The organism is Shewanella sp. TC10 (assembly GCF_009663145.1).
Classification (GTDB): Bacteria; Pseudomonadota; Gammaproteobacteria; order Enterobacterales; family Shewanellaceae; genus Shewanella.
In genome coordinates, this window is record NZ_VKHR01000005.1 from 70,670 (window position 1) to 89,137 (window position 18,468).

Here is an 18,468-nt window from a genome sequence, read left to right on the forward strand (position 1 = left end):
AAGATAATAAAGGCATGATTTTTACCATGCCTTTATCTTGATTACTTTGCTGCCATTCGACAATAAGATCTATCTTTTAGATTGATTTCTACTGCGTGCCAATAAGCCCAATATCATTAAGCTGAACCAGCCAACGCTACCGCCGCCACTGCTTCCACCACTGTCGACGCTCTCTTCGACATTGTCATTGGTAGAGCTAGTGGGAATAGTAAAGCTCACAGCATAAAGGTGCTGATTGCTTTTTTCATCCGTCACTGTAAGTAAAATGGTATAACTTCCATCTGCAGCGTAAGTATAATCTGCAGGGCTTTCACCCGTTACCGTATTACCATCACCCATATCCCATGAATAGTTCAAATCCCCAAAGCCACCAGTGGTATTATTAGTTAATCGAACAGTCCTTTCATTATCACCCGAAATAGCAATATCAAAGTCGCCAGCAATCGATATAACAACCTCAACGATACGGCTGTAGGTTGCAGTCTCGCCCGTAGAATCGGTCACTGTTAATGTGACAACAAAACCGTCAGACGAGCTATAGGTATGTGTGGGATTAGCAACCAAACTCGTTGCGTTGGCTTCACCAAAATCCCAAGCATAAGTGTAATCACCGTCGCCACCTTGCACGCTGGCAGTAAAGTCGACTTTATATTCGCTGACTACGGCGTCAAAACTTGCTTCAAGCGTTGTTTCAACAGGGGTGGTAATAACAGAGTTGCGTTTAAACTCGACTGTTGCAGTATCACTATTAGTCGATTGTGCTGTGACGCTCATCGTTAAACCAAGTTCGCGAAGTTCAAGCCCTGACTGAGGCTGTAATGGCGAACTATAATCTCGGCTGTCATCAAATAAACTGACATTACTTAAGTGAGCATCAGACTGATAAGTTGTTTGAGGATATAAACTAAAGCTGGCATCACGAATTTGCACGTCAGTTGAACCATTACTGATTATGTTTTGATCAGCATCCACTAAGCCAATTAAGCCATAACCTGCATGTTCAGACACGTTATTGTCTTCATAGTTTTCGTTTTCAAGCCAAAGTAAAACACCCGGCTCATAGCCTATGTTTTCTAAGCCTTCATCAATACCTTGATAGTTACGTAGTTGCACAATATAACGTTGTGGTTGTCCAGGTAAGCTATCGTCAATTCGTGCAAAACCATCAAGAGCTACAGTACCAGCAGTTTCTGCACCGTCTTGGTAAACCACGCTAGCTTGGTGAGTAAGCGCAATATCATCAATGGTAATGCCGTAACCACCTACTGCTTCATCGGTAATATAGTTTATTTCAACTTGGACATTTTGACCTTCATATGCAGCTAAATCATAAGTCAGTTCAACCCAAGAGTCGCTACCACTAGCTGAGCTGATGTCACTCGACAAACCTGAAATATAATGTGAAACCCCGCTATAAAGCGGATTAACCGCTGAGGTATGATTACCAGCAATTGCGACACCATTAATTAATACTTGGCTGTAATCATAGTCAACTTCGATATCCCAGTGAGCTTGAAAAGATAACAATAAAGGCACGCCAGTCGGCACATCGAGATTGAAGCTCATGGAATTGGTCATCATATGACCCTTACCAGAATGATATTGATATTCACCTGAAAGTGGCTTTTTAAACTCAATGGCAGCAGTCGGCAGTGCAATAGATAACTGATTCACTTCTTCAGTATTAACCGCAGATACTAGATCGACAGATAAGCCAGCTTCATCAATGTCTTCCCAGGCAATTGATTGCTCGTTAACCCAGTTGCCTTTATAGCGCTCTTGTAAATATGAACGAGCATATGGGCTAAAACCTGAAGGTCTGGTACCCGCAATATAGTTACCATTTGTCGCTTGCCCAACCCAAGAGCCACCCGACATTAAAGACCAGCTTCCCACAGGCGAACCTTCACCAACGCCACCAGAAGTATCATATTCATCAGGTAAACCAAGATCATGACCAAACTCGTGAGTTATCACACCTGTCGCGGAATCAATCGGTTGTACGGTATAGCCATAGACCTTCATTGAAGTACCTGGCAAGGTGCTTCCAAATGAGCTTACGCCAACATAGTAACGATGTGACCAGATAGCATCAGTACCCAATACCCCACCACCGGCTTCTTCACCAACGCTTGAATGAAACAGAACAATATGGTCAATGATGCCATCGGGCTCATCTAAATTACCGTTATTATTGATGTCATAAGGATCTTCAATATCATATTCAGCTAGCTCAGCCGCAGTCATTCCTGCCACCGCTTTGGTCACTGCTTCCATGACAAGCTCTGGAGCGGCTTTATCATTGTCGTTAAAATTAGCGTCGTTACCACCATAATAAGCAGCATTATTATCAGCTGTAACCCAGCCTTTAACTTCACCGTTAAAGGTAAAGGTGTCACCTGATGCTTGCTTGAAATACTGGTAAGCGGTTTCTAAATTCTCACCATTTGGCCCTGCAAAACCTGACGTTGAAAACAAAATGTCTTCATAATGTTCCACAGAATAATTGTTGTAGTACATGCCAGTATCAGCAGCAGTCAGTCTATTATTGTCATAGGGCAAATCAGGGAAGTCGACTAACACCGCCAGTACGTTAACGCTCTTTGTAATATCGCTATCAGCAAAAGCAACCACTGACGCTGCATTCTGTTGCTGCTTAGTACGAGCTATTTGTTCAACTCGTTTGGTTTGCTCAGCGGGTACCGCATGATTGTTACCACGGGCTTTGCTAGTATAGTTAGCAACTGCAATTTGTTTTTCTGCATCAGTTGCATCCGCACTTAATTCACCGCGTTTAGTAAGCCAATATACAATTTGGTCGGGGTTGATTACCCCTGCATCTGCTGGTGATGTGTGCTTTAAAGGAGCAGCCCAAGAAGGTACGCTTAATATTGCCGCCAAAGTAAATGCTAAAGGAGTCATAACAGATAATTGGGTTTGCATAGATTTAATAGCCATAACTACTTCCCTTGTTTACATTTTTTGTAGGCATTGTTGCGTTTAGCGATGTATTCACTAATGACTGTTTGCTGCTGCGCCTCTGTCATCTCAGGTGTGATATCACCACGCTTAAGTAAATTGTTTCTTATCCCTTGAGTGTCAAGCAGAGGAGGCATTGCACCACACTGCACCTTTGGAGGTTTCATATCTGTAGGTGAATTTTGCACTGCAGTCTGATGAGTGCACGCCAATAAAGAACCACTAAAAAGTATTGCTAAAATCCGTTTCATTATTCAACTTACATCAGTATAGATTAACCGAACATTAACAGTTATCACTGATGAGTTACAATTCGTTTGTACGCATTTATCTCAAGATTTACAGCGTCAATGTTTGCGTATGTAAACGATATCCATAAAGTGTGCTGAAAACATATATTTGGCAGCAAGTTAACCTCAAAAAATAAACACAAAAAAGGCCGCGATTGCGGCCTAAATATACGAAAAATGCCCTAACAGGGATCATTTATGTGTTTATGCAGTACTTTTCATATAACTCGAAACACCATCGAGGAACATTTGTACCGAAATCATTACCAGTACCATTCCCATTAGCCGCTCTACAGCAGTCAGGCCTTTTTCTCCGAGTATGCGTGTAAACACTTTATAAAATAGCAGTATGATTGCACTCACTCCCCAAGCGGCAAAAAGCGCAATTGTCCAATCAGCCATCCGAGAGCTATCACTATGGGCAAGTAAAATGAGTGCGGCTAACACAGATGGACCAGCCATTAGCGGAATCGCCATTGGCACAATAAATGGTTCCTCACCCGCTGCAAGTCCCACTACGCCACCTGGTTGCGGAAATATCATCTTAATCGCGATTAAAAATAAGATAATCCCACCGGCAATGCTAACTGACTCTTGGCGTAAATTTAGGAAGTTTAGAATAGCTTCGCCAGCAAATAGAAACAGCAGCATAATAGCGAGCGCAATCAATAACTCACGAATAAGCACTCGACGACGTTTTTTAGGTTCGATATGTCTCAAAATTGAGGCAAATATCGGTAAATTCCCTAAAGGGTCCATGATCAAAAATAACATCACGGCTGCTGAAAATATATCCATTACATTTATTCTATTAATGATTAACAAAGAAGCGCTATTGTATACTTAATACCGCCATTTAGCAGGTATGAGCAGTTTAATTTATGTATTTTATCTCACGCTTTACCGTGTAAATTATCATGATGATGAATAATCAGGCTCAGCAAGTATTAAGTTAAATGGAATACTAGGATATACTTGATTGTTTTTTCCCGTTTCTTAGATTCTTTGGATTTCATGCTCTATCTAGTCGCTAGTTGTATCGCACTTTTATTCGGACCGCTTTTTTATCGCTACTTCTCATCGGGAAGTGGGCTACAAAAAGGCCTGGATGGATTTATCTTCGTCTCTTTAGGCGGATTAGTCCTTATCCACATTTTGCCCGAATTACTTCAGCATGGCGGGATCCTCACCTTATTATTTGTGGTTTTAGGCCTTTGGGGGCCTACTGCCAGCGAACGCTTGTTCCACCGTTACTCGGATATTACCCATAACGTCACCTTAACCTTAGGAATTGGCGGGCTACTGCTGCATACCATCACCGATGGCGGTGCAATGGTAATAGCGCAACAAGAAGATACCTCTATTTTACTCGCTCTTGGGGTCATCATGCATCGCTTACCAGTAGGCGTAGCAATTTGGTGGCTACTCAAACCTCAAGTAGGTACCCGATGGGCTAGCGCTGTACTTGCTGCCATGATGGTATTAACAGGTGTAGGCTACTTTGCTGGCGAGCAGCTTCTGCAACACATCAGTATCGACAATACCGTTTACCTACAAGCTTTTGTAACCGGATCAATCTTGCATGTTGTCTTACACCAGCCCCATGGTAACTCCGATGATGATCAACAAGGGCGTTACCAATATCAAGCTGGGATCGGTAGTTTGTTTGGCGTTGGGTTACTTGCGTTATTATTGCTTTTTGATACTGGCGGGCATGACCATTCCCATAGTCATGGTTCGGAGCAGTTTCTAACATGGTTACTGACCGTTTCACCTGTTCTAATCATAAGCTATTTAGTTGCTACTGCTCGGTTTAAAATGGGTTTATCACCGCAAAATCACAGCTTAGCGAGTCGCTGGTTGCAACGTCTTGCTGGTCCTGAAGCATTATTTATCACTTTGCTATTGCTAGGCCCTTGGTTTGCATTGTATCAAGCAATAGGTTTGCTATTTGTCGGCGCATTATTGAGCCTTGGAAAAGTTGAGCTGACAGATCCCCATGAGAATTTACCGACATCAAGTTGGCGCTTTGGCTTTGCTCATCTTGTAGATAGAAGCGCACCTTGGGTTGCTTTAAGCCTTATTTTGGCTAATTTAATTGGTCATCCATCAGTGCACTTCGAACACCCTGTACTGCAAGTGATGATACTGATAGCTGTATTTTTACCAATGCGTTTTTGTAACCTTGGCGCAGCAGTGTTAGCTCTGTCTTTAGCCTATAGTGGCTGGAGCAATGTAGCAGTGGCCTTTGTTTTAATTGCGGCGCCAGTGCTTAGCATCAGTCAGCTCAAGTTAATGAATTGGCCAATGAGAGTGGCTTTATCTGCAGTATTGGCAATCGCATTGTTGCTTGCTTATTACTTATTAGGCGAGTGGCATCAAGTATTAACCTTGCCTAACAGCGTGAATATTGCCGCAGCAGTGATTGTTGGCTTGATCTTTAGTGCCAGTTTATTACGCTTAGGGCCAAGAAAATTCCTTAGTCGACTACTGATAAAGTTGAAAGGTCACAGTCATGAACACGATCACACTCACGATCATGGCCATAGCGATAGCCACAAGCACCATCATTAAAGCCGATGACATTTCGCGTTGTCGCAATTAACCTTGCGACAACGCTCTGCTCTCCATTTAATAATAACCGCAACTTATAGACTTATAGCTCCAGAAACCAGTGCCTGAAACTAGCACCTGAAACCGATTACCCCTCTCCCATACTTAGCCGATAAGTTTTAGGTTATGATGTTTTATCATCCTATGCTGGTAGAGCTTATGTGCATCTTATTTATCGCTGTCGACATGCATCCCAAATGGCCTTTGATCGTCTGTGCTAACCGAGATGAGTTTCATCACCGCCCTACTGACCCCGCCCACTTCTGGCCTGTCATGCCCAATTCAGCTGAGCAAGCTAACTTTTCATCACAAGTCCTTGCTGGCAAAGATTTACAAGCAGGTGGCACTTGGTTGGGGATAAATAAATTGGGGCAGTTTTCGGCACTGACCAACATCCGTAATCTATCCGATAACGAAGGTATGCGCAGCCGCGGCGAATTAGTTCTAAAAGCATTAGCAAACGACGGCAGCTTAACCGAGCAATGGCTTAAGCAACACTGCAACAACTACGGCTCATTCAATTTGGTGTATCAGCAAAATGAGAAATTATGGTGTTTTAACAGCGCAACAGCTGAAAACTTACCATTAGAAAAGGGCTTTCACGCGGTCAGTAACGGTGCATTAGATGATGTTTGGCCTAAAATGGCCAAGGGGCAACAAGCTTTAGAGCAACATGTTTTAAGTCATACAGAGCCTGATGTAGAAGAAATGCTGGCGTTAATGCGTGATGAGTCTGAAGCTGACGATACTAGCCTACCCAATACAGGGATTGGTCTCGAATGGGAAAGGTTACTTTCTGCGATTTTTATCAAACACCCAGAGTATGGCACTCGCTCAACCAGTATTGTAATGCAGGATGTTCAAGGCAATATTGAATTTACCGAGGTGCGTTACGATGGTAAAGCAAGGAATTTAGGGCAACAACGATTCAGTATTAAAGCTGAATAGCACTTGCCCTAAAGATCGTATTTATTCACTGAATTAATCAGAAGAATGATCGTGGGTAATAACCCATTTGTCGTCAATGCGTTCAATTAACAGCGTAAATACACCACTTGGTTTGTCTTTCGCACGCTCTAATGCCCAGCGTCCAACGACTAACGCTGAGTAGTTACTCAACATTTTGATTTCACGTACATTAAAGCTGAGTTTTCCCATACGCTGCGAAGTTGGGTAACTGCGTTTATAGCTGGCTAATATTGAGTCCCAACCATAGTTGTACTTACCATTTGATACAAAACGCAGCTTGTCGCTTTTCCAATAACCTTCCATGTAAGCTTCGATATCACCGCTATTCCATGCCTTTTCTTGATTTGAGATCACTGAACGAATTCGGTCTGTGGGAATGGCGCTGTCAGCATTAACTTCATCTAACGAAATTGGCGCAGCATCCTCAGGATTAATATCAACGGCAGCAACCGGTGTGACTGGTGTAAATGTATCAGGTTGCTTTTTGACTTCCTCGGCCGTGCTATTTACCACATCTGTCACACTGGCATTCTCAGGTTTATCAGGGGCGGCTGAGCTTGAAGCCTGAGCATTAGCATTAGCATTAGCAGCGACAGGATTAATTGACCCCAGTTCAACTTTCTCAGCAGATACTGGCTTTAGCGGTACTGATTTTAATGCTTGTTCAGTTACTGTTTCTGCTGATTGCTCATTAGTTGGTGCTACAGTGGAGTCAGCTTTTTCAGTCAGCGTTTCACTGATTTGGTTATTATCAGCTGCAATGCTCACCATTGAAAATAACAGGCAAAATACGCTAATACCGATTGTTGTAAGGTGCTTCACACACTCTCCTTGCTGATTGCGTCTTAATTTCCCAATAAGAAATATAAAATTGGTACTTTTGTATTACGGCAATGAATACGATAGGTTAGTTAATTATCGCAGCATTGGCGTGTAAACTTGGTTTATAGATCTGACATTTTACTTGTCGCTCGTCACTGTACCAAAGCAATATTATTTAGCTATTAACACTGGTTTAAATAATATTCGTAAAATATTTCATTATCTTATCGTTAGATTCTAGCGTATCAGATTTAAATAAACTGGAAAATGATCCATGTTTGGTAAAATTAGCTTATGGCTTCTTAAAATAATGGGCTGGCAGTTTGAGGGCAACGTATCTGCTGATGGACAGTTCATCATGGTTGTTGGACCTCATACTAGCAACTGGGACTTTATCATTGGCATTATTGCCCGCTCAGCATTGGGAATGAACATCCACTTTTTGGGTAAACATCAATTGTTTATTCCACCTTGGGGCTGGTTTTTCAAATGGTTAGGCGGCAGCCCAGTTGATCGCAGAAAAAACAATAATATGGTCGATGCAGCGGTGCAGCTTTTTGAAACCAATAGTCAGTACAAATTGGCTTTAGCACCTGAAGGAACCCGCAGTGCAGTCACTCGCTGGAAAACCGGCTTCTATCATATTGCTGTCAAAGCTAAGGTCCCCATTGTCACCGTTGGACTCGACTTCGCTCGTAAAACCATTGTCCTCAATACACCTATGAATACCAGTGATGATATGACCACAGATATGAACGCGATAATGGACTTTTTCCGTGGCATAACAGGTCATCACCCTAAGGTGATTCCTGCATATGAGCCTGCCAAAATTAAAAAGCCAAACTAAATCGGCTTAGTGAACCTCAGGACCACTTTTAATACTGCGGATATCATTGCCCGTTGGGTTTTGAAATGCTTTTAAGCCAAACTCTGGCAAAATGGCAAACACATGGTCAAAAATATCGGCCTGTATTCCTTCATAAAATGCCCAACGAGTATCATTAGTAAACACATACAATTCAATAGGTAAGCCTTGAGTTGTAGGTGCAAGCTGACGAACCATTAGGGTCATGTCTGTATGTAGCTTATTGTTGTTTTTTAGGTAAGCTTCTAAATAAGCCCTGAATGTACCGATATTAGTCATACGACGACCATTAACAGGCATATCAAAATCACTCACTTGTTCATTTGAATGAGTGATTTCAGAGATTATCTTAGGGAAATAATCTTTAAGGTAATTGACCTTCGATAGTCGAGTCACTTCGTCATCAGATAAAAAGTGAATGCTATTCACATCGATATTAATAGAACGTTTTATCCGACGTCCGCCCTTTTCAGACATGCCTCGCCAGTTTTTAAAAGCATCTGATACCAGAGCGTAGGCAGGGATCATCGTAATGGTGTTGTCCCAATTACGCACTTTAACTGTATTGAGTGACACTTCATCCACAGCACCATCAGCGCCGTATTTATCCATCTGGATCCAATCGCCCTTACTGACCATGCGGTTAGCCGCTAATTGAATACCTGCAACAAAGCCTAAAATAGTGTCTCTGAATACCAACATCACTAAACCGGTTGCGACACCCAAGCCACTTAAAAAGTAAACTGGTGATTGCTCAGCAAGTACAGATACAGAAATAATCGCTCCGATGAAAAACAGGAACAACTTAGTTAATTGCACAAAGCTTTTCACAGGTAAACGGCGGCTAATGAGTTTTACATCAGCAATTTCGTTCACCGCATCAAGGCCGGCATAACATGCACGGATGATAAATATCACCACCATGACACTTAAGCCTCGGTCCAGAATAACTCCCAAGAGTTCTTGATGGGTTAACACAATCGGCACTAATAGATCGAGAATAATGGCTGGTACTAATAAGGCGAGCTTTTCTAGCACACCGTAACGCATGAAAATATCATCCCAAGTCACGGTGGACTTGCGAATAACGGCATTGACGGCTTTAACGAATACTTTTTTGGTAATGTAATACGCAATCGTTGCGATCACTAAACTGGCGAATAGCAAGATAGAGGTCGCCACACCATCAGATGGCTGACTATTCACTCCAACTTCTAACAACCACTGAGAAATATCTGCGCGTAATTCGTTATCCACTCTTTATTCCTTATTTACCTAACCTTAAATGGCCAAGCTAATGCACCTAAACTTAAGCGTTCTACATTTAAGCGACCTAAACTTAAACGGCCTAAAATCATTGGCTAAGATAGCATATTTATTGTTTTAAACGATGACATTCAATTATATGACAAAAACTCAGTAAGCCACCCACCGACATAAAACAATCCCATAACATCAGGGGATCATTCAGCGACTTCGATAGCAAAAACACGAGCAAATATTGACCTCTGATTTTCAAACCCTAACAATAGCGCCATCCAACCAGGTAGAGGTATTCATGAAACAAATTTTGCTAGCCACCGTTCTCTTTTTTAGCTTAGTGACTTTCAGCCAACAAGCTCAAGCAAACATCGATGAAGAACAACAGAACTTCAAACCTTCTGTGGCTTTACTGGTTGATTATATTGATACCCGCGGCGACATGTTTGGTGTCACGATAGCCTCAAGACACTTTGATCCTAGCTACGCTGACTGGGGTTACTACATTGGTTATGCATGGGGCAGTGAATACGATATTGAAGTACCAGAACCTGGTGAAGGTTATGCAAAAGAATACATGTGGCGCTTTGGCTTAAGCTACAGCTTAACCCAAGATTTAAGTGTTTATGGTGGTGCTACCGTATTCATTTATGAAGAAAATACCACAGATAATATCGTACCATTAATCGTAGGCGCTGAACCTGTATGGGAACGTGATCGCCAAAAAGAATGGGGCGCAGAATTCGGCGTTCGATACACCTTCATGGAAGGTTTTGTGATTGGTGCAGGTTATGACACCGGTGCAGAAGCGGCAATAATTTCATTTGGTTTTACGATGTAAGTTTATTCAACTTAACCCGTTTACAAAAAAAGGACCATAAGGTCCTTTTTTATTGGCTAAGCCAAGATTTTTTTACCGCTTATTAGGGTCTATTGATCTTTCGAGGTTGTTTTTGCAGTGAATTGTTGGTCATTTGTACAAGGAAGAGACTTTGTGGTGTAGTTATTCTACATAAAAAGTCGATAACGCAGTAAAAATGACCAACAAACGCTGCCCGAAGGGTTCGACTAAAAGCGTTTTACTCTTTGTTGAATGAACTTTGCTTAGATGACTAGGCATCAATTCATCCGCCTCGATTAAAACGCTTTTATTTCGAACAAAACTTAACCTGCAAAGATCAACAGGCCCTAGAAACTCGGTAATAACCCTGCTGGCAAATAGCGATTAAAGCTCGCGCTATAAAGCAAGTCAGTCGCATTATCTATATCAGGGGCAAAGAAACGGTCTTTATCATAGTAATCAACCACCTCACGTAACTCAGCTTTGGCACTAGCCACAGCATCACTTGGCGCTAAAGGCTTACGGAAATCGAGTCCCTGCGCAGCTGCAAGTAGCTCGATAGCTAATACTCCGCGAGTATTCTCAGACATATCACGTAAACGGCGCGCAGCAAATGTCGCCATAGAGACATGATCTTCTTGGTTTGCCGAAGTCGGTAGACTGTCTACTGAAGCTGGGTGAGCATAAGTTTTGTTTTCAGATGCCAATGCTGCTGCTGTCACTTGGGCAATCATAAACCCTGAGTTAACTCCGCCATTTTCAACTAAGAATGGAGGCAGCTTAGACAAGCTAGAATCAATTAACAATGCAATTCGGCGTTCGGCAATTGAGCCAAGTTCAGCAATGGCTATCGCTAAGTTATCAGCAGCCATTGCCACAGGTTCTGCATGGAAATTACCACCTGAGATAATATCGCCAGTATCTTGGAAGACTAATGGGTTATCAGTCACACCATTAGATTCCACCGCCAATACTTCAGCAGCATGACGAATTTGAGTCAAACATGCGCCTAACACTTGTGGCTGACAACGCAGTGAATAAGGGTCTTGCACCTTTTCACAGTCAACGTGGCTTGCACTGATTTCAGACTCATCGCCCAGTAAATTACGGAAAATAGCGGCTGAATCAATCTGCCCTTTTTGACCGCGAGCAGCATGGATACGTGCATCAAATGGACTACGACTGCCCATAGCAGCTTCAACACTCATTGCACCCACGACTGAACTTGCAGCAAATAAGTCTTCAGCATGGAATAAGCCTTCAAGCGCTAACGCCGTCGATGCTTGGGTGCCATTTAATAACGCTAAACCTTCTTTAGCAGCAAGTTCGATTGGCTTAAGGCCAGCAATTTCAAGCCCTTCAGCTGCGGTGATAATTTGCCCTTGGTAGCTCATTTCACCTTCGCCCAATAGTGGCAAACACATATGAGACAGTGGCGCTAAATCACCAGATGCTCCAACCGACCCCTTCTCTGGAATACATGGATAAACACCCGCATTGACCAACTGGATCAAAAAGTTAATCACCTCTAAGCGAATACCTGAAAAACCACGGCTTAATGAGTTAATCTTTAACACCATCATTAAACGCACTGTCGCATCTTGCATATATTGACCAGTACCTGCGGCATGCGACAAGACAATCGAACGTTGCAGTAACTGTAAATCTTCAGGGGCAATTTTGGTGTTAGCAAGTAAACCAAAACCTGTGTTAATGCCGTAAACGGTGCGACCTTCATCCAATACCTGCTGTACTAAACCAGCGCTGGTGTTGATGTCTGTTTTGGCTTCATCAGCTAAGGTAATATGTACTGAACCACGACCAATCTTACGTAGTTGAGCTAATGATAATGTGCCCGGTGTTAGCAATAATCTATGTTGTGTCGCAGTCATTACTTCACTCCTTGCATTGGTAAATCAAGACCTTGCTCTTTAGCACAGTCAATAGCGATATCGTATCCAGCATCAGCATGGCGCATTACGCCGGTTGCAGGGTCGTTCCATAACACTCGACCTAATCTTTGAGCCGCATCATCACTACCATCAGCGACAATTACCACACCAGAATGTTGACTGAAGCCCATACCAACGCCACCACCATGGTGGAGCGATACCCAAGTGGCGCCACTTGCCGTATTCAATAGTGCATTCATTAATGGCCAATCAGATACCGCATCAGAGCCATCAAGCATTGACTCAGTTTCACGGTTTGGACTGGCTACAGAGCCTGAATCAAGATGATCTCGACCAATCACGATCGGCGCTGACAGCTCGCCATTTTTAACCATTTCATTAAAGGCTAACGCTAAACGAGCTCGGTCTTTCAGTCCTACCCAGCAAATACGTGCAGGTAAACCTTGGAATTCGATACGCTCACGCGCCATGTCTAACCAATTGTGTAAATGCGGGTTATCAGGAATAAGCTCTTTAACCTTGGCATCGGTTTTATAAATATCTTCAGGGTCACCAGATAGCGCTACCCAACGGAATGGGCCAATCCCTTCACAGAATAACGGACGGACATAAGCTGGAACAAAACCCGGGAAATCAAAGGCATTTTCAACGCCTTCTTCAAGTGCCATTTGACGAATGTTATTTCCGTAATCGGTTGTAGCCGCGCCTGCAGCTTGCAGCGCGAGCATGGCTTTAACTTGAACAGCCATTGACTGTTTAGCCGCTTTAATCACTGCTGCTTCATCAGTGTTACGCATTTCAGCCGCTTGCTCTAACGTCCAACCCTGAGGTAAATAACCGTTTAATGGATCATGCGCTGATGTTTGATCGGTGACCACATCTGGCGTTACGCCGCGCTCAACTAATTCTGCAAAAATATCAGCAGCATTAGCTAATAAACCTACAGATACAGGATTGCCTGAAGCATTAGCTTCATTAATCATGGCTAATGCTTCATCTAATGAAGTGGCTTTTTTATCGACGTAACGAGTACGCAAACGGAAATCAATGCGAGTTTCGTCGACTTCACATGCCAGTACTGAGTAACCCGCCATGGTGCCAGCAAGAGGTTGAGCACCGCCCATGCCACCAAGGCCGCCGGTTAGAATCCACTTACCAGCAGAGCTGCCATTAAAATGCTGCTTAGCCATGGCAACGAAGGTTTCATATGTGCCTTGCACAATCCCTTGTGTGCCAATATAAATCCAAGAGCCTGCGGTCATTTGGCCGTACATGGCCAAACCTTTCTTATCTAGCTCATTAAAATGCTCCCAATTAGCCCAATGTGGTACTAGGTTTGAGTTAGCAATAATTACTCGCGGCGCATTGCTGTGAGTTTTAAATACACCGACAGGTTTACCCGATTGCACTAGCAGCGTTTCGTCGTCTTCAAGGCGCTGCAGTACTTCAATAATTTTGTCATAGCACTGCCAATCACGAGCGGCTCGGCCAATACCGCCATAAACCACTAAATCTTCAGGTCGCTCAGCAACGTCTGGATGTAAGTTATTCATCAACATTCGCATTGCCGCTTCAGTTAGCCAGCTTTTACAGGCGAGTGTCGTACCATGAGGCGCAATGATATTGCGGCTAGGGTCGTGTCTATTATTCATGTTTTTTCCTTTTATAAATCTTCAACCGCAGCACCATCTGATAACTAATACCTGACGGTTTGTCGGTTTGACTTTATTTTTGTTATTAAACTCTTGTTATCGATTAAAGGTTAAGTGACCACCTAAACTGAATTTACTGCCTGGATGGGTTAACCGGGCAAAACTCACCACACCTTTACGAGACCAGGTGCGACGTATAATTTGTAAACATGGCTCGGTTGCTGTTATCTCAAGTCGTTGCTGGGTTTGTTCACTGGCAATAACAGCCTCGACTGTGTGACGAGCCTCTGTTAGTGGTGCAACCTTAGATAAATATTCATGGGGAGTGAGCTGGTTGAAATCTTGCTTCAAGTAATCTGGGATCATTGCAGGATTAACATAACGTTCTTCTACTTGTAAGGGCTTGTCTTGTTCGCAATGGACTAATACTGAGTAAAATACTGGACTGCCTTCTTCTAAGCCCAGTGATATCGCAACTGCGCCTTGTGCACTCACTTGTGATAACTCTAATTGCTTAACACTGTATCCATGGCCACGGTCTTTAATCTCATCGGCAATATTACGAATGGCCAATAAAGAGGATTGCGATTTAAGCCCTGCCACAAACGTACCTAAACCTTGGCTTCGTTCTAACACGCCGGACTCGACTAACTCTGTTAATGCACGGCGGGCCGTCATGCGGCTGCAATCCATTAATTCTGTTAATTGATTTTCTGATGGCACGCGGTCATTCTCTTGCCATTCGCCAGATTCAATTCGCGCTAAAATGTACTGCTTAATTAATTCAAATTTTGCTAGTGCCATCGTCTTATCCATTGGTGGTTATATCATTCACCGTCATCGATGAACTTGTTTGTCACTGGGCTTTATTGCTGTAAACAACATCGATATCATGGAGAAATTGATGTTTTATACCACTGAGTGACTAAAAACTCGGCTTTAACCTTACCTTGTATATACAAGTAAAAACAAGTATTGTTTTGTCACTTTAATTATAAAGATTTACAGAGAACGGAGTTGCCATGTCGTGGGATCATGTTTGGATTGACGTCAATATTGCTACAATGGATCCAACGAATTCAGCCGCTTATGGTGCAATTACCGACGCCGCATTAGCAGTAAAAGATGGCAAAATTGCTTGGGTTGGACCGCGTAGAGATTTACCTGAATTCGATGTATTTGATATCCCTGTCTATCGTGGTAAAGGTGGCTGGTTAACCCCTGGATTAATTGATGCACACACTCATCTAGTGTTTGCAGGCAGCCGTGCCAATGAGTTTGAAATGCGCCTCGAAGGTGCTAGCTATGAAGATATTGCTCGTGCTGGCGGCGGTATTATTTCTACGGTAAAAGCGTGCCGAGAAGCTGACGAAGCAGAGTTATTTGAACTTGGCCGCCAACGCTTAAATGCACTGGCCAAAGAAGGGGTTACCACCGTTGAAATCAAGTCAGGTTATGGCCTAGATACTGAAACTGAAATCAAACTTTTAAAAGTGGCCCGCGAACTTGGTAAACATCATCATGTTGATGTGAAAACCACCTTCCTAGGTGCTCATGCGATTCCACCTGAATTTAAAGATAATGTCGAAGGCTATGTTGATTTGGTCATAAACCAGATGCTGCCAGCTGTTATCGAGCAAGGTTTAGCTGATGCAGCTGACGTGTTTTGTGAAAATATCGCATTCAACTTAGACCAAACTGAGCGAGTTTTAACTGCTGCGAAAGATGCAGGGCTTGAAATCAAACTCCATGCAGAGCAATTATCCAATATGGGTGGCTCAGCTATGGCAGCAAAGCTTGGCGCTAAATCGGTTGATCATATTGAATACCTAGATGAAGCTGGCGTAAAAGCATTAGCAGCCAGTGGCACTTGCGCGACGTTATTACCTGGCGCGTTTTACTTTTTACGTGAAACCCAAATGCCACCCATTGAGTTGCTACGCAAACACCAAGTGCCAATCGTAGTTGCTAGCGACTTTAACCCTGGCTCATCACCCATTTGCTCTACTTTATTAATGCTAAATATGGCTTGTACTCTGTTTAGGTTAACTCCTGAAGAAGCGCTGAAAGGTATAACGATAAATGCAGCAAAAGCACTAGGAGTTGAACAGAATCTAGGGGTTATTGCAGCAGGAATGCAAGCAGACTTCTGCCTATGGGATATCACCACCCCAGCGCAGCTTGCCTACTCATACGGCGTGAACCCATGCAAAGAAGTGGTTAAGAATGGCCAACTGGTGCATCAATAATATTGGTTCACCAGCAAATATGGAGTGTATTCACACTCCATATTTATACATGATGATTTAACTTAAACCGTCTTTACAAACACGCCAATAAATTTGGTTTTCCTTTTCTAACGAGCCAACAAAAGCACCTGAATAATCAAGGTAAGTCGCTTCAATGCGGTCAATAATTTCAGCATCACTAAGCTGACTTCTGTCTTGCTTAACGGCGATGGCTTTTTCAATGAATATCTGGCCATTTTCGGTATCTTTGATACTGCCAATATTTGCCAAAACAGCGCAAGAAACATAGTGATTAACCAATACATTGTATTTGGCGCCGCTGGTTTCATTGGCGAGTTCAGAGTCCATTGTTTGAGTTTGAGTTTGAGTCTGAGTTTGCGTTTGCGTTTGGGCAAAAGTAACTGGTGAAAAGATTATCGCTAAAGCCAGAACATATTTTCTCATTTGTTATCCCTTTGACATTATTTTGACCAGTTTCAGCCGCAGCTCTGGTACAACGGAATAAAATGAATATTCTATTCACGAAATTGACTGTCAGTATCGGCATAGTTGGCTAAATAAGATATGAGCTTTTACGTGCAAAAGAAGAATATGTGAGCAGCTTGGCAATGTTAACTTTACAAAAATTATGCCCGCTATAAATTACTAATGCTCCATTTACATTGAGCAACATTTCCTCACTTTTGCCTAGGGTTTATCACCTAGCTGCTTTCGTTATAAATCTTGAGTTTCAGAGGCTTTCGAATTGACTAAGCAAGGCAAAAATCATAAGGTAGCTCAAATTTTCAATCATTATGAATCATGACTTCTCAGCTCGAGCCCATTAGCCTTTTTAAATCCTTAACAGACCCAATTCGTCTGTCTATTGTCATGCTGTTAATTGCAGAAAAAGAGCTCTGTGTTTGTGAGTTTACTGAAGCGCTTGATGTGGTTCAGCCTAAAATATCTCGTAATCTGGCGTTATTAAAGACAGCGGGAATAGTAGTGAATCGACGTCAGGGGCAATGGATTTATTATTCGATTGATGAGCAGCTTCCTGACTGGGCCAAACAAGTGTTAGTTGAAACCTATAAAGGTAATAAAGCCTTAGTTGCTGACGCCTTATCAAAGCTTAACTTGGTAGGTGAGAATCAAGACCGCCCGATGATTTTATGTTGTGACTCGTCAGCCAAATAAAGACGGTTTGTTCCCATGTTACCTCAACAATCCTTGTCAATCACTTTTCTAATAGCCATAAAAAATGAGATGCAGGATTACCCCGACATCTCATTTTAATCACTTAGCTGTCATGCCTTTTACAACATCATTTAGTAAAGCGTTTTAACGTTAAAGCTGCGAATATAGTAAACATTCGGCTTAGTGCCAGCATCAAGGTTTAGTTGCTGCGTCTTATGCATTTTAACTAAACGTGATGCTTCACTGTTTGGATCGTCAAAGTCACCAAATACTCTCGCGCCAGACGGGCATGCCGTAACACAAGCAGGGCTTAAACCTTGATCTAAACGATGATCACACAATGTACACTTTTCAGTTGTTCTTCTTGGGCGAACTTCAGGGTAAGTATCACCGCGTTCAGGGTTCATGTAAGGGAATGTTTTAGTATCCACCTTCTTCAATAAAGCATGCGGTGAAGCTGTCGCACCCGCCACAATTGCTTCATCATCTTGCCATTCACGATGTGGCACTTGTCTGTTATAGCTGATCACACCATACGGACAGGCACGGTCACACTTTCTACAACCAATACACTTATCATTGTCTTGCAATGTTAAGCCGCGCTTGTCTTTGTACATTGCACCAGTTGGACAGACTTCAACACAAGCTGCATTGGTACAATGGTTACACATTGTTGGGATATAACTGTACTTCACATCAGGAAAACGTCCTTCAGTTTTAGTAATATGATTTGACCATTTAACGCCATCAGCAGTGTTATTTTCAGTTTTACAAGCCAAATCACAGCCACCACAGCCTACACATTTTTGTAGGTCAATTACCATTCCGAGTCTCATAAT

General features: G+C 42.7%; 16 protein-coding genes. 6 read left to right on the forward strand and 10 right to left on the reverse strand.

All coding sequences use genetic code 11. From position 1 onward, the window contains the following. Nucleotides 1-69: 69 nt before the first annotated feature. From FNZ24_RS02925 to FNZ24_RS02935, 3 genes are all read right to left on the reverse strand, one after another. Nucleotides 70-2,958: an immune inhibitor A domain-containing protein gene (locus FNZ24_RS02925; protein WP_228768353.1), complete on the reverse strand. Its 2,889-nt coding sequence runs from the start codon at nt 2,956-2,958 to the stop codon at nt 70-72. A 2-nt stretch (nt 2,959-2,960) separates the two neighbouring features. Further along, nucleotides 2,961-3,230, reverse strand: coding sequence for a hypothetical protein (locus FNZ24_RS02930; protein ID WP_153912926.1), 270 nt, complete (start codon nt 3,228-3,230; stop codon nt 2,961-2,963). 243 nt (nt 3,231-3,473) lie between these two features. Next, a complete protein-coding gene (locus tag FNZ24_RS02935) occupies nt 3,474-4,067 on the reverse strand; it encodes a YhgN family NAAT transporter (protein ID WP_153912927.1) in 594 nt (197 codons plus the stop codon). A 216-nt stretch (nt 4,068-4,283) separates the two neighbouring features. On the opposite strand from FNZ24_RS02935, the gene FNZ24_RS02940 reads away from it, so the two are divergent. Beyond that, complete coding sequence (locus tag FNZ24_RS02940; RefSeq protein ID WP_153912972.1) at nt 4,284-5,843, forward strand: metal transporter; 1,560 nt, start codon at nt 4,284-4,286, stop codon at nt 5,841-5,843. 198 nt (nt 5,844-6,041) lie between these two features. Further along, nucleotides 6,042-6,830 (forward strand): NRDE family protein, encoded by a 789-nt coding sequence (locus tag FNZ24_RS02945; protein WP_153912973.1) that lies wholly within the window; start codon nt 6,042-6,044, stop codon nt 6,828-6,830. Between the two features lie 33 nt (nt 6,831-6,863). On the opposite strand, the gene FNZ24_RS21615 is transcribed toward FNZ24_RS02945, so the two are convergent. Further along, nucleotides 6,864-7,286: a YybH family protein gene (locus tag FNZ24_RS21615; RefSeq protein WP_228768355.1), complete on the reverse strand. Its 423-nt coding sequence runs from the start codon at nt 7,284-7,286 to the stop codon at nt 6,864-6,866. Nucleotides 7,287-7,947: 661 nt separating this feature from the next. Here FNZ24_RS21615 and FNZ24_RS02955 point away from each other — a divergent pair. Then, complete coding sequence (locus FNZ24_RS02955; protein WP_153912928.1) at nt 7,948-8,520, forward strand: lysophospholipid acyltransferase family protein; 573 nt, start codon at nt 7,948-7,950, stop codon at nt 8,518-8,520. A gap of 6 nt (nt 8,521-8,526) precedes the next feature. Here the strand turns inward: FNZ24_RS02955 and FNZ24_RS02960 are convergent, their stop codons facing one another. Continuing rightward, nucleotides 8,527-9,795: a mechanosensitive ion channel family protein gene (locus tag FNZ24_RS02960; RefSeq protein ID WP_153912929.1), complete on the reverse strand. Its 1,269-nt coding sequence runs from the start codon at nt 9,793-9,795 to the stop codon at nt 8,527-8,529. A 301-nt stretch (nt 9,796-10,096) separates the two neighbouring features. Between FNZ24_RS02960 and FNZ24_RS02965 the strand changes: the two genes are divergently transcribed. Further along, a complete protein-coding gene (locus tag FNZ24_RS02965) occupies nt 10,097-10,639 on the forward strand; it encodes a TonB-dependent receptor (protein ID WP_153912930.1) in 543 nt (180 codons plus the stop codon). A 347-nt stretch (nt 10,640-10,986) separates the two neighbouring features. Here FNZ24_RS02965 and hutH read toward each other — a convergent pair whose 3' ends face one another. The 3 genes from hutH to hutC form a co-directional block, all read right to left on the reverse strand. Further along, complete coding sequence (hutH, locus tag FNZ24_RS02970) at nt 10,987-12,531, reverse strand: histidine ammonia-lyase (RefSeq protein ID WP_153912931.1); 1,545 nt, start codon at nt 12,529-12,531, stop codon at nt 10,987-10,989. Further along, nucleotides 12,531-14,204, reverse strand: coding sequence for a urocanate hydratase (gene hutU, locus FNZ24_RS02975; protein WP_153912932.1), 1,674 nt, complete (start codon nt 14,202-14,204; stop codon nt 12,531-12,533). The genes hutH and hutU overlap by 1 nt, the downstream gene beginning before the upstream one ends. Before the next feature lie 96 nt (nt 14,205-14,300). Further along, the gene (hutC, locus tag FNZ24_RS02980; protein WP_153912933.1) at nt 14,301-15,008 is read right to left on the reverse strand and encodes a histidine utilization repressor; all 708 of its coding nucleotides are present in this window, start codon (nt 15,006-15,008) and stop codon (nt 14,301-14,303) included. A gap of 218 nt (nt 15,009-15,226) precedes the next feature. On the opposite strand from hutC, the gene hutI reads away from it, so the two are divergent. Beyond that, entirely contained in the window at nt 15,227-16,453 is a 1,227-nt protein-coding gene (gene hutI / locus FNZ24_RS02985; protein ID WP_153912934.1) for an imidazolonepropionase, read from the forward strand. Nucleotides 16,454-16,510: 57 nt separating this feature from the next. Here hutI and FNZ24_RS02990 read toward each other — a convergent pair whose 3' ends face one another. Continuing rightward, nucleotides 16,511-16,897 carry a hypothetical protein gene (locus tag FNZ24_RS02990; protein WP_153912935.1) on the reverse strand — a complete coding sequence of 129 codons (387 nt, stop codon included), beginning with the start codon at nt 16,895-16,897 and terminating at the stop codon, nt 16,511-16,513. Nucleotides 16,898-17,254: 357 nt separating this feature from the next. On the opposite strand from FNZ24_RS02990, the gene FNZ24_RS02995 reads away from it, so the two are divergent. Continuing rightward, on the forward strand, nt 17,255-17,629 hold the full coding sequence (locus tag FNZ24_RS02995; RefSeq protein ID WP_153912936.1) for a metalloregulator ArsR/SmtB family transcription factor: 375 nt from the start codon (nt 17,255-17,257) through the stop codon (nt 17,627-17,629). Between the two features lie 131 nt (nt 17,630-17,760). On the opposite strand, the gene arrB is transcribed toward FNZ24_RS02995, so the two are convergent. Beyond that, complete coding sequence (gene arrB / locus FNZ24_RS03000) at nt 17,761-18,465, reverse strand: arsenate respiratory reductase iron-sulfur subunit ArrB (protein ID WP_153912937.1); 705 nt, start codon at nt 18,463-18,465, stop codon at nt 17,761-17,763. Nucleotides 18,466-18,468 lie beyond the last annotated feature (3 nt).

Excerpts from the sequence above, each read along its gene's own strand:
- FNZ24_RS02945 (WP_153912973.1), top strand. The coding sequence starts at position 6,042 with ATGTGCATCTTATTTATCGCTGTCGACATGCATCCCAAATGGCCTTTG.
- FNZ24_RS02925 (WP_228768353.1), bottom strand. The coding sequence starts at position 2,958 with ATGGCTATTAAATCTATGCAAACCCAATTATCTGTTATGACTCCTTTA.
- FNZ24_RS02990 (WP_153912935.1), bottom strand. The coding sequence starts at position 16,897 with ATGAGAAAATATGTTCTGGCTTTAGCGATAATCTTTTCACCAGTTACT.
- hutI (WP_153912934.1), top strand. The coding sequence starts at position 15,227 with ATGTCGTGGGATCATGTTTGGATTGACGTCAATATTGCTACAATGGAT.
- hutC (WP_153912933.1), bottom strand. The coding sequence starts at position 15,008 with ATGGCACTAGCAAAATTTGAATTAATTAAGCAGTACATTTTAGCGCGA.
- FNZ24_RS02965 (WP_153912930.1), top strand. The coding sequence starts at position 10,097 with ATGAAACAAATTTTGCTAGCCACCGTTCTCTTTTTTAGCTTAGTGACT.
- arrB (WP_153912937.1), bottom strand. The coding sequence starts at position 18,465 with ATGAGACTCGGAATGGTAATTGACCTACAAAAATGTGTAGGCTGTGGT.
- FNZ24_RS02930 (WP_153912926.1), bottom strand. The coding sequence starts at position 3,230 with ATGAAACGGATTTTAGCAATACTTTTTAGTGGTTCTTTATTGGCGTGC.
- FNZ24_RS02955 (WP_153912928.1), top strand. The coding sequence starts at position 7,948 with ATGTTTGGTAAAATTAGCTTATGGCTTCTTAAAATAATGGGCTGGCAG.
- hutH (WP_153912931.1), bottom strand. The coding sequence starts at position 12,531 with ATGACTGCGACACAACATAGATTATTGCTAACACCGGGCACATTATCA.
- hutU (WP_153912932.1), bottom strand. The coding sequence starts at position 14,204 with ATGAATAATAGACACGACCCTAGCCGCAATATCATTGCGCCTCATGGT.
- FNZ24_RS02995 (WP_153912936.1), top strand. The coding sequence starts at position 17,255 with ATGACTTCTCAGCTCGAGCCCATTAGCCTTTTTAAATCCTTAACAGAC.
- FNZ24_RS02940 (WP_153912972.1), top strand. The coding sequence starts at position 4,284 with ATGCTCTATCTAGTCGCTAGTTGTATCGCACTTTTATTCGGACCGCTT.
- FNZ24_RS02935 (WP_153912927.1), bottom strand. The coding sequence starts at position 4,067 with ATGGATATATTTTCAGCAGCCGTGATGTTATTTTTGATCATGGACCCT.